Source organism: Undibacterium hunanense, from assembly GCF_014284335.1.
In the GTDB taxonomy this organism is placed as follows: Bacteria; Pseudomonadota; Gammaproteobacteria; order Burkholderiales; family Burkholderiaceae_D; genus Undibacterium; species Undibacterium hunanense.
On sequence record NZ_JACOGF010000010.1, the window covers coordinates 80,770 to 95,171 of the forward strand.

The following is a 14,402-nucleotide window of genomic DNA, read 5'->3' on the forward strand; positions in this document are numbered from 1 at the left end:
GGAAAGCAAACATCATGATCCATTACAGCAAAGATGCACATCAGATAGTCACGCTCTGTATCGATATGCCCGGCATGTCAGTCAACACCATGAATGCCGCCTTTCGTGCTGCACTCGCGTCCGCAGTGACAAGGCTGGAAAAAGAGCAAGAACAGATCAGTGGCGTCATCATCAGCTCCGGCAAGGACAGTTTCTTTGCCGGTGGTGATCTGCGTGAACTCATAGGCATACAGAATGCCGCATCCTGTTTTGCCATGCTTGAACAAAACCATGCCGTACTGCGCCGACTCGAAAAACTGGGCAAACCCGTGGTGGCAGCCGTCAATGGCAGCGCACTGGGTGGCGGCCTTGAACTGGCACTGGCCTGCCACTACCGCATAGCCCTTGACAATCCCAGGGCAAAAATCGGTTTTCCCGAAGTGACACTGGGCTTGTTGCCCGGTGCAGGTGGTGTGGTACGTAGTGTACGCATACTGGGCTTGCAGGCAGCCATGCCCTACCTGCTGGAAGGCAAGCAGCTTTCCCCCGCAAACGCAGTGAAGGCCGGATTTGTGCATGCCCTTGCCAGCAGCCATGCCGACATGCTGCAACAAGCCCATGCATGGATCATAGCCAACCCGCAGGCGCAACAAGCCTGGGATAGCCCTGCTTACAAAATGCCCGGTGGCACACCGCACTCCGCTGCATTGCTGCCCTTGATCATGGCAGCACCAGCCATGCTGCGCGAAAAAACCCGTGGCAATTATCCGGCACCGGAAGCCATACTTGCCGCCATGGTAGAAGGTGCACAGGTTGATTTTGAGAATGCACTGAAAATAGAAGCGCGCTACTTTACCCATCTGGTGACCGGCCAGGTCGCCCGGAACATGACTGGCACCCTGTTCTTTCAAATGCAGGATATCGCCAGCGGCAAAAGTCGCCCGCCAGAAATACCCAAAACAAAAATCAACCGGCTGGGCATCATTGGTGCTGGCATGATGGGTACGGGCATTGCGTCTGTCAGCGCCACACGCGGCATACAGGTAGTGCTGAAAGACCAGACGACAGACCTGGCACAGCAAGGCAAGGCCGTCATCGCTGACAAACTGGACAAGAAAATCAGCCAGGGTGGTTTGTCCACAGCGCAGGCACAGGCAATACTTGAGCGCATTCAGCCAGGCGCCCAGGCCAGCGACTTCGCAGGCTGTGAACTGATCATCGAAGCCGTCTTTGAAAACCGCACCCTGAAAGCCAGCGTCAGCAGCGAAGCAGAAACCTGGCTTGGCGATACAGGGGTCATGGCGAGCAATACCTCTACCCTGCCCATTTCTGGCCTGGCGACAGCGGTACGCCACCCGGACCGTTTTATCGGCTTGCATTTCTTTTCCCCGGTAGAAAAAATGCAGCTGGTAGAAATCATCAAGGGCAGGCAAACCAGTGCAGCTACCCTGGCACTGGCCTATGATTACGTGCTGCAGATCGGCAAGACACCCATCGTTGTAAACGATGCCCGTGGCTTTTTCACCAGCCGCGTGTTTGCCAGTTTTGTCAACGAAGGTCTGAGCATGCTGGCAGAAGGCCTGCCTGCTGCGCTGATAGAAAATGCCGCCCTGTCTGTCGGCATGCCGGTGGGGCCACTGGCGGTACAGGATGAGGTTTCATTGAACCTGTCGCGCCATGTCGCACAACAGACCAGGGCTGACCTGGAAGTCGAAGGCATTGCCTGGCAAGCACCGGCGTCTTCGACCATCATCGACATCATGCTGGACCAGTACCAGCGTGCCGGCAAGGCTGCCGGTGCTGGCTTCTATGACTATCCGGCCGATGGCAGCAAAAAATATCTGTGGCCAGAATTGGACAAGCTGCTGGGCAAACTGTTTGGCAAGTCTGGCGTCAGCCTGCCTTATGCCGATCTGCAAGACCGCTTCCTGTACCGGCAAACACTGGAAACCCTGCGCTGTCTGGATGAAGGCGTGCTGGAATCGAGCCGGGATGCCAACATCGGGTCCATATTTGGCATAGGCTTCCCGGCCTGGACCGGAGGCGCCGTACAATTCATCAACCACGTCGGGCCTGCGCAATTTGCAGCCAGGGCCATCGAATTACAGGCCCGTTACGGTGATGGCTACACGTTGCCGCCCAGCTACCTGCATCATGCCAACGAAAGCCGTCACTGTTCTCACTATTGAAAACCGGATCCATATCAGGTCCTCAGCCCCGTTAAAACTGGTTCCCTGCATACGCAAATCCTGTGATAATCGACGCTCGACTAATAATGGGCATAGAAGCTATGTGGTCAGTTGAAGAAAATGCAGGAAGAAAGAAAAACCGTGTCAGGCTTTTTGTATTCAGCAGTCTATTACTGATAGCCAGCCAGTTACCATGTGCCGCCAAGCCGCTGCTGCGCTGCTATGTCAGCTACGCCGGCAGCATGCAGGTTATTGAAAGCGGGACAGTACAGGACCCATATGGCGTCATTGGTACCAATATCGGCGAACGCTTCCGCTTCAAAGCCGTCATGAAAGCCGACGGCAACAACAGCAACAACAACAACAACAACAACAACAACAACAACAACAACAACAACAACAACAACAACAACAACAACAACAACAACGACAGCAAGACCATAGAATATATCAAGCTGTATGCCTACTTTCAGACGCGGCGCAGCGACATTCCCATTCATCAGGCCACCTATCTCCCACCCTTTCATGTCAGCACAACAGAGACAGCACTGACACCGCAAAACTCGCTGTACGCCGGTGATGTGGAAAGAGAATTGCAATATCGCTGCACACTGCAAGAGGTGGCACCATGAAGTGGATCAATTCCCTGTTTTTCAAACTGGTGGCCGTATCGGCATGTGCACTGTTGCCAGCCGCAGTGGTTCATGCAGACAATGACAGTGTCAGTATCCTGTTTGCTGGCGATGTGGTACTCGATGGCACACCGGGCAAGATGATCGCCGAAGGCAAAGACCCTTTTCATGCCTTTGCCAGCCTGTTCAAAACTACGGATATCCGTGTCGTGAACCTGGAATGTGTAGTGGCGACAACAGGCGACGCCGCTGACAAGAATTTTACCTTCCGCGCCCACCCGCGCACGCTGGCCGTATTGAAACAACACGTGGATGCAGTCTCGATAGCGAACAATCATTCCGGGGATTTTGGACGTGCCGCTTTTCAGGAAATGCTGGGCTTGCTGGATCAACAGCAACTGCTGCGTTTTGGTGGGGGTAGCAATCTGCGCGAAGCACACACACCGCTGATCATAGAAAAGAAAGGCTTGCGTATCGCCCTGCTCGGCTATAACGAATTTATGCCACGCAGTTTTGAAGCAGAAGCCCAGGCAGCGGGCGTTGCATGGAGCGAAGATGAACAGGTGATCGCCGACATCAGACAGGCACGTCAGCATTATCATGCCGACCTGGTCATTCCTTTCATGCACTGGGGCTGGGAAAACGACAAGGTGTCAGTACCACGTCAGCGCCAGCTTGCCAGAAAAATGATCGATGCAGGTGCCGATGCCGTCATCGGTGGACACCCGCATGTGATACAGGATGTTGAGCATTATCAGGGCAAACCCATCATCTATAGCCTGGGCAATTTTGTGATGGATGAACTGGACAACGAACCGCAGACACGCGGCTGGGTATTGCGCCTGCAACTGGATAAAAAAGGTGTACTGGCCTGGAACACCAGACTGGCGAAAATTGATGACAACGGTGTACCGCACCCGGTACCGACTGCCAGCACCGCCTGCTGGAAACGCGAAGGGGCCGATGCGGGCAAGATAGGCTCATGCAGCAATGCCATTGACTAAGTTTTCATTGACTAAGCTTCCTGGAGCTAGTCTCATTGACTAAAGCCTGACCGCCGTCTCGTCAAAGATATTGACTGCCGCTGGCACATCCAGGCTGACATCACTGCGGGCCTGGGCGACGCAGGGCAGGATCCAGCCTTCCTGCTTTTCTTCCAGGCTCAGCCCCGGCCATTCCACGCTATAGGCAATGTTGCCAGACAGCATTTTGCACAGACAGGTGCGACAGGTCCCGTTGCGGCAAGAATTTGGCAAGCGCACGCCTGCCATCAGTGCGGCTTCCAGCAAACTGGTTTCTTCGTCAGCTTCACATGTCCATGCATGCGGCTGCAGGCTCAGCGTCCATGCGTTCTTGGGCAGTGTCATATTTGTCGTTTTCCACCTTGTTTTCAAGACTGAATTTTACTAGATTGAAAGTCTGCCCGGCCTTGCATGACGCAATATCATGATTGAAGAGGCTGGTGCATAAAGTCATATCAGGAGCAAACCATGACGACAGCCAGTGCTATCCGCAACCCAGTTCAACAAGATATTTATTCAGAAAGGCGTAATTTACGTGCACCCGATTTTACCCTGGTGCAATTAGATCCCAGAGATGTCATAGAAGGAATCATGATACAGGAAGGCTATCAATCAGAAGATGCGCCTTCGGCAGGCAGTATGCGTGAACATTGCCCCTATTGCAGCGGGGTGCAACTGCAATTGATATTGCGTTACAAATTTGTCAAGCGATCCCATTTATTATGCACCAGTTGCACCCGCTGCTACGACGCCCTGTATCCCGACGGTACATCGGCGCTGGCACTGGGGGCTATGTCTCTGGTGTGATGGCAGAGCAGACTTCTTTTACATGCTTGCTGTACATGTTTTCTGCACATATTTATCGTGAGGTGAAAATTGAAAACGGCATTTCTCATCGCTTGCGCAATAGTGAAATGCCGCTTTAATAGTCCAGATCTGGTACAGATCGCTGAAACTGCTGTTCTTACGCAGTCTGCGTCAATAAATCTTACACCACAGTTTGCAAACGCATGGCCACACCCATGTCGCCAGACACTTTCAGTTTGCCCATCATGAAACCATTCATAGGATTCAGTTGTCCGGTCAGCAAGGCTGCCAGGTTTTCCAGGGAAATACTGATGGTGCAGGCGGCTTCCTGATTGTCGTTGCTGACGGTATTAGGTGTCGCCACGGCATCAACAAAAACCACGCCTTCGCTACCGCAATCAAATTTCAGCGTCGCATTCAAACCGCTGTTATCACCAACTTTAGCGCGTATCGCTTCTGTGCATGCTTGCAAGTCCATGAATTACTCCTGAAAAATTTAAACGACTTGCAATGTAGCACAGCTAATCTTGGAGGAACAATACTAGAACTCACTTCAATACACAGGTCAGCATCCAGTAATAGGTATTTCTGAAGATGCGGATATCCCGCACGGCAGGGCCAAATTTTTTGCGCAGCGCACTGTCTGTCGGGAAATTCTTGAGAATTTCCACACGACTACCATCTTCCTGCTTGCGCAGCTGGAAAGTATTGCCTTCCAGATCGGTACGGGCGATGACGGTACTGCTGCCTTCGACATAATTATTGTCGATCAGCACCAGTGTTGTGCCCTTGCCTGCTACTTTGCTCAAATGGGCCAGCAAGCCAGTCTGCGCTTCCCGTTTGACATGCGACCAGAAAAATCCGGCGAAGCAGGCTGAATACTGGTCTGCTGTGGCGGCGGGCAATTCATACAGATCAGCCAGTGCAAATGTCACCTTGCCATCAGGATACGATTTCGCTTGCGCCAGGTCGAGCATGTTTTGGTTGTAATCAGTTGCTGCGACGGATGTTGCCTGGGCAGCATAACGTTCAGTCCAGTAGCCGGTTCCGCAAGCCAGTTCCAGCACGCGCTGGTTTTGCAGCACGTCCTGCACACGGGTTTCGATTTCGCGCAGATCTTGCTGGCGTTCAGGCTTCTGATACATCTTCTCCAGCGTCTGCGCTCTTTGCGCATAGTAATCGCGCATGGTATTTTCACTCATCTTTATCTTTCAACAGAAAATCAATCAGCTCGACAAAACCGGCACCATATTCAGCATTACAGACATAGCGCGGGTGAGCTTCAAACCGGTCCAGGAATTTTCGCACATTCGCTACCCCGACCGACAGGGGGTAATGGGCAAACATGCTGGCATCATTCGCAGAATCGCCAATAAACACATGGGTACGACGGGCCTCTGCATCGTCCACGCCATACACTTCATGTAATAAGCGCTGGCTCATGCTCTGCTTGGAAAACGGCAGCACAGAGGCATGCGCATGGATGCTGCTGGTAGTGGCATACAGGCCATGTTCATGTATCAGGGCCACAACCTCATTCAATTGCGTCATGGGTATGGCCGGGATGTTTTCGGCAATATCAAAAGCCAGGTCGCCAATGCGCTGCGGCGCATCTGCTGCCGGCAAGATAGCGGGAAAATGGCGGCGCATGACATGGGAAAAGGCTTCCAGTTGCTGCCGATGCTGCTGACGTGTCGCGGCGTCGGCATAATACAGTGCCTGCTGTCGTCCCTGCCCGTCCAGCCAGAAGGCGCTGGCACCATTCTCGGCAATGACGGCATCAAAATCACATAACTTCAATAATGGCAGTGTCCAGTATGTCGGCCTGCCGGTGACTGCGATACGTCTTAAACCCGCAGTTCTGGCACGGTCCAGTGCATCCAGGCTGGCCACGGTCAGCTTGCCGTGCGTGCTCAGCGTGTCATCGATATCGGTCAGAACGCCGCGCACCTGACTGCGCTCTGCCGCTGGCCAGGTATGCAGGGCCTGCATGTTCATAAATCGTAGGTATCCTTGTTACCCTGCATGACATTGTCTATCATTTTACGGTTAAGGGTGGGGTTCAGCAATTCAATAAAGGTGTAGATATAGCTACGCAGATACGCGCCCTGTTTGATGGCGACACGCGAAATATTCATGCCAAACAGATGGCCGACAGGAATGGCGCGCAGATTGCGGTCACGTTCTGCGTCAAATGCCATACCGGCAATAATGCCCACGCCCATGCCCAGTTCCACATAGGTCTTGATGACATCGGCATCAATCGCTTCCAGCAAAATATCGGGCTTCAGGTTGCGGATATGGAAAGCGTGGTCGATCTTGGTCCGTCCGGCAAAGGCCGAATCATAGGTGATCAGCGAGTAATTGGCAATTTCTTCCAGCGTGACATTTTTCAGTTTCAGCAAGGGATGCTCGAGCGGCACCACCACCACATGCTCCCACTGATAGCAAGGCAGGGATATCAGGCCGTCAAAACCGGCAATTGCTTCGGTGGCAATCGCCAGATCAGCCTGGTCACGCATGACCATTTCGGCAATCTGCTTGGGATTGCCCTGCAACAGCGACAAACGTACTTTGGGATATTTCTGCATGAAAGCCTGCACCACCTTGGGCAAGGCATATCGCGCCTGGGTATGGGTGGTGGCAATGGTGAAGCTGCCACTGTCTTGCGCAGCAAATTCCTTGCCTATGCGTTTCAGCCCATCAATCTCCTGCATCACCAGCTCAACCGACTTCAGCACTGCCCTGCCCGGCTCGGTCAGGCCGCGTATGCGCTTGCCATGACGGGTAAAGATATCGACCCCCAATTCCTCTTCCAGCTCAATAATTGCCTTGGAAACACCTGGTTGCGAGGTAAACAGCGCCTTGGCCGCCTCAGTCAGATTAAAATTCTGTCTCACAGCTTCACGTACAAAACGCAATTGATGTAGGTTCATAGGTCTTTTGGTAAGGACGATAAAAATCTCGCAGAACCTGTTTGCGATCTGTAGCGAGCGTGCGTCAGCGAGGTTAAGGGTAACAAAAACGCAGCACAAAAAGCGGAATGTACTCTGGTACATGAGCATTTTGAGCAGCACATGAGCCCCGCATGGACTCCGATTACGTACGCGCTTAAGATCACAAATAGGTTCTTATGCAATTAAACATAGGTTAACATGATTTAATATGCATCCATTAGTATATAGACCCTGAGCCCAGAATTCCATGTTTCCACACTGTCTGACATGTATAAACCACTTTTACTGTTAATTTTGAGCTTCACAAGTTGCATGTTGACATCAAATTATGTCCATGCAGAAAGCCTGACTGTACAACCGCCACAGCCAAGAAATCCCCGCATATGCCTGGCCCTGTCGGGTGGCGGTGCCCGTGGCTTTGCACATGTCGGTGTATTGAAGGTACTGGAAGAGTTGCGTATACCCATCGACTGTATCGCTGGCACCAGCATGGGTGCAGTGGTCGGTGGCCTGTATGCTGCCGGCCTGTCAGCCACTGAAATCGAAAGCCGCCTGGATGCCCTGAAGCTCAATGATATTGCCCTGGACCGTGTGGAACGACGCTACCTGCCACAATCCGTGCGTGAGGAAGATGAACAATACCCGCTGGGAGCGACCCTGGGTCTGAGCGCCAATGGCGTGCGTCTGCCAGCCGGTGTGGTACAGGCATCCCAGTTTCAGGAATTATTGCAGAACTAGACTGCGCATCTGCAGCCAGACATCGATTTTGACCGCCTGCCCATCCCCTTCCGTACGGTTGCCACAGATATGGAAACCGGCAAAATGGTGATTTTCAGCAAGGGGCCATTGCACAAGGCCATACGCGCCAGTATGGCAGCACCTGGCGTTTTCGCGCCCATAGAAATTGATGGCCGCCTGTTGTCAGATGGTGGCCTGGTCAGGAACCTGCCGGTGGATATTGCCCGCAAGATGGGCGCCGACATCGTTATTGCCGTCAACATCGGCACTCCCTTATTGCCACGCGATCAGTTGCTGACCCTGTTCAATGTCAGCCAGCAAATGGTCAACATTCTCACTGAACAAAATGTGGAGGCCCAGAAAGCCTTGCTGAACGCGAATGATATTTTGATAGAACCCAATCTGGGCAATATCAGTTTCATGGATTTTGGCCGTTCCAGAGAAGCCGTGGTCATCGGTGAACAGGTCACACGCGAGCTGGAATCCAGGCTGCAAGCCTACAGCCTGTCGCCACAGGTGTATGCCATACGTCATCAAATCCGCCTGAACCCGCAATTGCCGAAGATCGATATCCAGTTTGTCGATGTTGCCACCAATGGTGCCGTGCCTGAAAGCGATATACGGCGCCAGTTGAACATACGCCTGGGCACAGAGTACAAGGCTGAAGATGTCAACCGCAAGCTGTCCATATTGAACAGTGGACGCGACTTTGACAGCATCAACCATGAACTAGTGGAACGCGACGGCGAATATGGTATCCGTGTGAATGCCTACGGGCGTAACTGGGGCCCACATTTCCTGCGCTTTGGTCTGGCGCTCTCGAGTGGATTTGAAGGCACTGGCGGCTTCAAGCTGCAGGTGGGCCATCGTCGCCCCTGGCTGACTGAAGGTGGGCTGGAATGGCGTAACGACCTTGAATTTGGTAACAGTCTCAAGCTGCATACCGAACTGCGCCAGCCCCTTTTTGAGCGTGAGGGCATGTATCTGTCGCCATTTGCCGAAATCGGCCAAAACACCAGGAATCTGTATAGCGGCAATACCCGCGTCGCCGAATATAACTTCCGTAGTGACAAGATAGGTGTGGATCTGGGTATGCGACTGGGTGACCAGGGTATACTGGGCGAGGCCAAACTGGGCCTGAACTTCAACAGTTATCGTGTGCGCCCGAAAATTGGCGGTTTTCTGTATCTGAACCCGGATGGCAGCCTGGGAACAGAGCCCCTGCCCAGCGCCGATCTGCATCAATTGGGCGTGAAGGCGGCATTGGTGATTGACCAGCTCAGCGATGCCAGCTTCCCGCGCTATGGATACAAGTTCGACAGCAATGTCTTTTTGGGTACGGACCGGTCACACAATAATTACCAGGAACTGAGCATCAATACGACCTGGGCAAATAGCTGGAACAACCACAGCATCAACCTGAAACTGAATGGTGCAGGTTTATTCCAGAGTGATACCGAAATACGCGGCATCGGTTCTACCCTGGGTGGTTTCCAGCAATTGTCAGCCTATCAGCCAGATCAGTTCACTGGTAACTACATGCTGTATGGCAGCCTGACGTACTTGCTGCGCGCTGTAAAATTTGACCTGGCGGGGCAAAGCCTGTTCCTTGGCACTTCACTGGAAGCCGGCAATGTCTGGAACAAACGCAGTGAAATCTCCACAGCCTCACTGCGCAAGAGCGCCAGCCTGTTTGCCGGTTTCAACAGCTTCATCGGGCCGATTTATCTGGGCTTTGCAGTGGGTCCGGCAGGTGCCAAGAATGTCTTCTTCCAGATGGGACGGCAATAGACGCAGGATGCAGGCGGTTTAACCGCCATAGGCATACACAAACTTGCCAGCCTGGATCTTGCCCATGACGCGTGAGCGCTGGTCCAGGCCTACGTGGTCAGTCGGACTCATCGTGATGACACCCTGCGGCACCACCAGCTCTTTGGTATTTTCGAGCGCATTGCGTAAAGCCTGCCTGAAAGCTTTGGTGCCAGGCTGCGCGACCTTCAATGCGAGGGGAATCGCATTCGCCATCAGCATATAGGCACCCCAGGCATCACCGGCAAACTGGGTTACAGTGCCCGGCCCATAAGCAGTTTCATATTTTTGGGCGAAATCAACTGAGACTTTCCTGACCGGATTTTTTTCCGGCAATTGCCGGGCCACCACTGCTGGGCCTGTAGGAAAAAGCGTGCCTTCAACATCCTTGCCGCCCAGCTTCAAAAATTCCAGACTGGCGATACCGTGGGTCTGATAGATTTGTGATTTATAGCCACGCTCTATCAGTGTCCTTTGCGGCAATACGGCGGGTGTGCCTGATCCTGCGATCAGGACTGCATCCGGCCTGGCAGACATCATCTTCAATACCTGGCCGGTGACGCTGGTATCCGTCCTGGCAAAGCGCTCATTCGCCACGATAGTGATATGGCGCAGTTCCGCCAGTTTGGAAAACTCACGCCACCAGCCTTCCCCATAGGCATCGGCAAACCCGATAAAGGCGACGGTTTTAATGCCGTGATCCGCCATGTGCTGGGTCAGGATAGTCGTCATATGGGTATCATTCTGCGGCATCTTGAATACCCAGGCACGCTTCGCATCCATGGGTTCGACAATGCTGGCAGAAGCTGCCAGGGCCAGTAGCGGTGTTTCGTTTTCAGCTACCACATCCAGCAAGGCCAGGGCATTCGGCGTGGTATTGGGGCCGATGATGATATCGACTTTTTCTTCTGCGATCAGTTTCCTGACATTCTTGACTGCATTGCCCGGGTCAGTGGCATCATCCAGCAAAATGTATTCAACCTTCTTGCCTGCGATTTCTTTTGGCCACAGCAAAATGGCGTTTTTGGACGACGACCCGATGGCAGCAGCCGGGCCCGTCGTCGACAGATTAATACCCACCTTGATCTGGGCCGTGGCGGACAGACAGGCCATGCTCATGGCGGCCAGCACGGCAGCACGCAAACTGCAGGAAAAAACAGGCGACATACACTACTCCACTAAAAAAGGTCGGGCCGTATCTTGATATCAGCAATTGAAATGGCAGCTCAGCCGTGTTGCTCAACCACGCTTTGTTCTATCGCACCGAAAATCGATTTGCCATTTTTATCCAGCATCTCTATCTTGATGCTGTCACCAAATTTCATGTAAGGCGTGACCGGCTCGCCGACGGCGATCATTTCCAGCGCACGTTTTTCTGCGATACAGCTATAGCCCTTGGCGGCGTCCTTGTTGGATACCGTACCGGACCCGACGATGGTGCCGGCACGGGCATTTCTGGTCTTGCACAAATGGGTAATAAGTTGCGGGAAAGAAAACACCATGTCCACGCCTGCATTCGGCTGCCCGACCAGCATGTTATTGAGGCTGGAACGCAAGGGCAGATGCACTTTACCCTCTTTCCAGGCATCGCCCAGTTCATCCGGCGTCACCGCTACCGGGGAAAAACTGGAGGCTGGCTTGGACTGGAAAAAGCCAAAACCCTTGGCCAGCTCTGCCGGTATCAGATTGCGCAACGACACATCATTCACCAGCATCAGCAGGCGTATATGTTCGGCAGCGTTCTGCACCTTGACACCCATGGGTACATCACCGGTGATCACCGCGATTTCACTTTCGAAATCGATACCCCATTCTTCCGAGGCCATGACGATATCATCCTGTGGCCCGATAAAATCATCGCTGCCACCCTGGTACATCAGCGGGTCATGCCAAAAACTGTCAGGCATGTCGGCGCTTCTGGCCTTGCGCACCAGTTCGACATGATTGACGTAGGAAGAGCCGTCTGCCCACTGAAAAGCACGCGGCAGCGGTGCCATGCACTTGCTGGCATCAAAATCAAAGCTGTTGGCAGCCCGCCCGCCGTTCAGGCGTGCATACAGTTCATCCAGCTGGGGTGCCATGAAATTCCAGTCATCCAGCGCCCGCTGCAAGGTCGGTGCCATGCCATCGGCAATGCAGGCTGTCTTCAAATCGCGGGATACCACCAGCAACTGACCATCGCGCGAACCATCCTTAAGTGTTGCAAGCTTCATAAATCCTCTGTTTTTATCCACATATTCCCGATTTTACATGATCAAAAACCGGAAACTGTCAGGAAACCGACATGCCATACGACTAATCACACATTTAGCTGGCGCTACAGGCCAGTTTTGGTATGCTCGAATGCGCCATCTTCAGTGCCGTTCCATCCATAAAACCGGATAAACCACTGAAGCCAGCAGCCAGAATTGCTCCGTAGTTTCCTAACTCATTGTTTTATATAGGAATCACTATCATGAATTTCAGCAATCTCAAGATCAGGGTACGCCTCAGTTTTGGTTTTGGCCTCACCCTGCTGACCATGCTGTTAATGGTCAGTATCAGCGTCGTCAGGCTTAATGAAATTGCTACGCGCAATAAGCAGATACTGGAAAACGATGCCGTTGGCGTCACCAGTGCTCTGGAAATTTCTGCCATCATCCAGGAAAACGGTAGCCGCACGCTGGAATTGTTCATCACACCGGATCAAAACGCACGCACCCAGCAATATGGCAGCATCGACGCCAATAAAAAGAAAATCACGGCCTTGCTGGACATACTCAAGAAGCTGGCACAAACCCCGAAAGAGAAAGATGCCGTTGACAAACTGGTGGCTTCCAATGCAGCGTTTGTCACGGCCTTCAGCAAGACCGGCGATCTGATAGAGCTTGATCAAAAAGACGAAGCCGTGGCAATGATGGGCAAGATCACCTTTCCTGCCCTGAAACAATCGCTGACCGACATCCAGGCCCTGAGCGACATCAAAAAATCCGACATGGCAGCGAATGGCGAAGAAATCAAGAACATCATCATGTTCTCGCGCAACCTGATGGTCATCCTGGGCATCATCGCCCTCATCCTCAGCGCTGCCGTTGCCACCTGGATTGCACGTTCAATTACCGGACCGCTGGATGCTGCCGTCAAGGTCGCAACCCGGGTCGCCAATGGAGACCTGACAGGCAAGATAGAAGTCCGTTCCCGCGATGAAACCGGGCAATTGCTGAGTGCCCTGGCCGACATGAACAATAGCCTGGTGATGACCATCAGCCAGGTACACAACAGCACCGAAATGATTTCCACCGCCTCCAGCGAAATCGCCTCCGGCAATGCCGACCTGTCTGGCCGCACCGAATCGCAGGCCAGCTCGCTGGAAGAAACCGCGTCATCGATGGAAGAACTGACATCAACCGTCAAACAAAATGCGGACAATGCCCGTCAGGCCAATCAACTGGCGATATCGGCATCTGAAGTGGCAACCAAGGGCGGCCATATCGTTGGCCAGGTAGTCAACACCATGGGTTCGATCAAGGATAGTTCGGGCAAGATTGTCGATATTATCGGTGTGATCGACAGTATTGCCTTCCAGACCAATATCCTGGCCCTGAATGCCGCTGTCGAAGCAGCACGTGCCGGTGAACAGGGACGCGGCTTTGCCGTTGTGGCCGCCGAAGTCAGGAACCTGGCGCAGCGTAGCGCCAGTGCTGCCAAAGAAATCAAGACCCTGATCGATGACTCGGTAGAAAAGGTCAACCTCGGTAACAAGCTGGTCGATGAGGCCGGCATGACCATGGATGAGATTGTGACCTCCATCAAGCATGTGGCCGACATCATGAGTGAAATCACTGCTGCCAGCCAGGAACAAAGTGCAGGCATAGAGCAAGTCAATCTCGCCATTTCCCACATGGATGAAATGACGACACAAAACGCCGCACTGGTTGAACAGGCATCGGCTGCGGCCGAAAGCATGCAGGAACAGGCCGGCGCACTGGCACAGGCCGTCAGTGTATTCAAACTGGATGTTACCCAAAAAGCCACGGTGCCGCTTAGTATCAACACTATCCGCACTACCAACACTATCAGCACTATCAACAACTCGCACACCGCTGCCAGGCCTGTCCAAGCACAGTCAAAATCGGGCCAAACGATAGCCAGGTCCACCGCTTCAGTCAAACCTGCGCTAAAACAATCTTCCATGGAAAAACCGGCTACGGGCGCAAATTCAGACTGGGAAGAATTCTAAACAATATCCAGATCGCAGATAGAAAAACAGCTCCCTAATCCGGAGCTGTC

Annotated in this window: 14 protein-coding genes; 7 read left to right on the forward strand and 7 right to left on the reverse strand. The window is 53.0% G+C overall.

Translation table 11 applies throughout. The features are described from left to right. Positions 1-14: 14 nt before the first annotated feature. From H8L32_RS18715 to H8L32_RS18725, 3 genes are all read left to right on the forward strand, one after another. A complete protein-coding gene (locus H8L32_RS18715) occupies positions 15-2,168 on the forward strand; it encodes a 3-hydroxyacyl-CoA dehydrogenase NAD-binding domain-containing protein (protein WP_186948790.1) in 2,154 nt (717 codons plus the stop codon). Positions 2,169-2,269: 101 nt separating this feature from the next. Beyond that, positions 2,270-2,800: a hypothetical protein gene (locus H8L32_RS18720; RefSeq protein ID WP_186948791.1), complete on the forward strand. Its 531-nt coding sequence runs from the start codon at positions 2,270-2,272 to the stop codon at positions 2,798-2,800. After that, positions 2,797-3,804: a CapA family protein gene (locus H8L32_RS18725; protein WP_186948792.1), complete on the forward strand. Its 1,008-nt coding sequence runs from the start codon at positions 2,797-2,799 to the stop codon at positions 3,802-3,804. The genes H8L32_RS18720 and H8L32_RS18725 overlap by 4 nt, the downstream gene beginning before the upstream one ends. Before the next feature lie 39 nt (positions 3,805-3,843). On the opposite strand, the gene H8L32_RS18730 is transcribed toward H8L32_RS18725, so the two are convergent. Next, a complete protein-coding gene (locus H8L32_RS18730; RefSeq protein ID WP_186948793.1) occupies positions 3,844-4,167 on the reverse strand; it encodes a 2Fe-2S iron-sulfur cluster-binding protein in 324 nt (107 codons plus the stop codon). 123 nt (positions 4,168-4,290) lie between these two features. Between H8L32_RS18730 and H8L32_RS18735 the strand changes: the two genes are divergently transcribed. Further along, complete coding sequence (locus H8L32_RS18735) at positions 4,291-4,629, forward strand: hypothetical protein (protein WP_186948794.1); 339 nt, start codon at positions 4,291-4,293, stop codon at positions 4,627-4,629. Between the two features lie 181 nt (positions 4,630-4,810). Here H8L32_RS18735 and H8L32_RS18740 read toward each other — a convergent pair whose 3' ends face one another. The 4 genes from H8L32_RS18740 to H8L32_RS18755 all read right to left on the reverse strand — a co-directional run bounded on the left by H8L32_RS18740 (position 4,811) and on the right by H8L32_RS18755 (position 7,565). Then, positions 4,811-5,107 carry an SCP2 sterol-binding domain-containing protein gene (locus H8L32_RS18740; RefSeq protein ID WP_186948795.1) on the reverse strand — a complete coding sequence of 99 codons (297 nt, stop codon included), beginning with the start codon at positions 5,105-5,107 and terminating at the stop codon, positions 4,811-4,813. Between the two features lie 70 nt (positions 5,108-5,177). Continuing rightward, positions 5,178-5,831, reverse strand: a complete 654-nt coding sequence (locus H8L32_RS18745; RefSeq protein WP_186948796.1) for a class I SAM-dependent methyltransferase — start codon at positions 5,829-5,831, stop codon at positions 5,178-5,180. Next, positions 5,824-6,627 (reverse strand): HAD family hydrolase, encoded by an 804-nt coding sequence (locus H8L32_RS18750; protein WP_186948797.1) that lies wholly within the window; start codon positions 6,625-6,627, stop codon positions 5,824-5,826. Before H8L32_RS18750 ends, H8L32_RS18745 begins: the two co-directional genes overlap by 8 nt. After that, positions 6,624-7,565: a CysB family HTH-type transcriptional regulator gene (locus tag H8L32_RS18755; protein ID WP_186948798.1), complete on the reverse strand. Its 942-nt coding sequence runs from the start codon at positions 7,563-7,565 to the stop codon at positions 6,624-6,626. The genes H8L32_RS18750 and H8L32_RS18755 overlap by 4 nt, the downstream gene beginning before the upstream one ends. Positions 7,566-7,898: 333 nt before the next feature. On the opposite strand from H8L32_RS18755, the gene H8L32_RS18760 reads away from it, so the two are divergent. Both H8L32_RS18760 and H8L32_RS18765 read left to right on the forward strand, forming a co-directional pair. After that, complete coding sequence (locus tag H8L32_RS18760) at positions 7,899-8,324, forward strand: patatin-like phospholipase family protein (RefSeq protein ID WP_186948799.1); 426 nt, start codon at positions 7,899-7,901, stop codon at positions 8,322-8,324. Positions 8,325-8,393: 69 nt separating this feature from the next. Continuing rightward, a complete protein-coding gene (locus tag H8L32_RS18765) occupies positions 8,394-10,115 on the forward strand; it encodes a patatin-like phospholipase family protein (protein WP_186948800.1) in 1,722 nt (573 codons plus the stop codon). Positions 10,116-10,133: 18 nt separating this feature from the next. On the opposite strand, the gene H8L32_RS18770 is transcribed toward H8L32_RS18765, so the two are convergent. After that, positions 10,134-11,300, reverse strand: coding sequence for an ABC transporter substrate-binding protein (locus H8L32_RS18770; RefSeq protein ID WP_186948801.1), 1,167 nt, complete (start codon positions 11,298-11,300; stop codon positions 10,134-10,136). Between the two features lie 59 nt (positions 11,301-11,359). Then, positions 11,360-12,346: a fumarylacetoacetate hydrolase family protein gene (locus H8L32_RS18775; RefSeq protein WP_186948802.1), complete on the reverse strand. Its 987-nt coding sequence runs from the start codon at positions 12,344-12,346 to the stop codon at positions 11,360-11,362. A gap of 242 nt (positions 12,347-12,588) precedes the next feature. On the opposite strand from H8L32_RS18775, the gene H8L32_RS18780 reads away from it, so the two are divergent. Next, positions 12,589-14,352, forward strand: a complete 1,764-nt coding sequence (locus H8L32_RS18780; RefSeq protein WP_186948803.1) for a methyl-accepting chemotaxis protein — start codon at positions 12,589-12,591, stop codon at positions 14,350-14,352. The last annotated feature ends 50 nt before the right edge of the window (positions 14,353-14,402 follow it).

Bases quoted from the DNA above. Each gene is read 5' to 3' on its own strand.
- H8L32_RS18750 (WP_186948797.1), bottom strand. From the start codon at position 6,627: ATGAACATGCAGGCCCTGCATACCTGGCCAGCGGCAGAGCGCAGTCAG.
- H8L32_RS18780 (WP_186948803.1), top strand. From the start codon at position 12,589: ATGAATTTCAGCAATCTCAAGATCAGGGTACGCCTCAGTTTTGGTTTT.
- H8L32_RS18765 (WP_186948800.1), top strand. From the start codon at position 8,394: ATGGAAACCGGCAAAATGGTGATTTTCAGCAAGGGGCCATTGCACAAG.
- H8L32_RS18740 (WP_186948795.1), bottom strand. From the start codon at position 5,107: ATGGACTTGCAAGCATGCACAGAAGCGATACGCGCTAAAGTTGGTGAT.
- H8L32_RS18770 (WP_186948801.1), bottom strand. From the start codon at position 11,300: ATGTCGCCTGTTTTTTCCTGCAGTTTGCGTGCTGCCGTGCTGGCCGCC.
- H8L32_RS18755 (WP_186948798.1), bottom strand. From the start codon at position 7,565: ATGAACCTACATCAATTGCGTTTTGTACGTGAAGCTGTGAGACAGAAT.
- H8L32_RS18775 (WP_186948802.1), bottom strand. From the start codon at position 12,346: ATGAAGCTTGCAACACTTAAGGATGGTTCGCGCGATGGTCAGTTGCTG.
- H8L32_RS18720 (WP_186948791.1), top strand. From the start codon at position 2,270: ATGTGGTCAGTTGAAGAAAATGCAGGAAGAAAGAAAAACCGTGTCAGG.
- H8L32_RS18715 (WP_186948790.1), top strand. From the start codon at position 15: ATGATCCATTACAGCAAAGATGCACATCAGATAGTCACGCTCTGTATC.
- H8L32_RS18745 (WP_186948796.1), bottom strand. From the start codon at position 5,831: ATGAGTGAAAATACCATGCGCGATTACTATGCGCAAAGAGCGCAGACG.
- H8L32_RS18735 (WP_186948794.1), top strand. From the start codon at position 4,291: ATGACGACAGCCAGTGCTATCCGCAACCCAGTTCAACAAGATATTTAT.
- H8L32_RS18725 (WP_186948792.1), top strand. From the start codon at position 2,797: ATGAAGTGGATCAATTCCCTGTTTTTCAAACTGGTGGCCGTATCGGCA.
- H8L32_RS18760 (WP_186948799.1), top strand. From the start codon at position 7,899: ATGTTGACATCAAATTATGTCCATGCAGAAAGCCTGACTGTACAACCG.
- H8L32_RS18730 (WP_186948793.1), bottom strand. From the start codon at position 4,167: ATGACACTGCCCAAGAACGCATGGACGCTGAGCCTGCAGCCGCATGCA.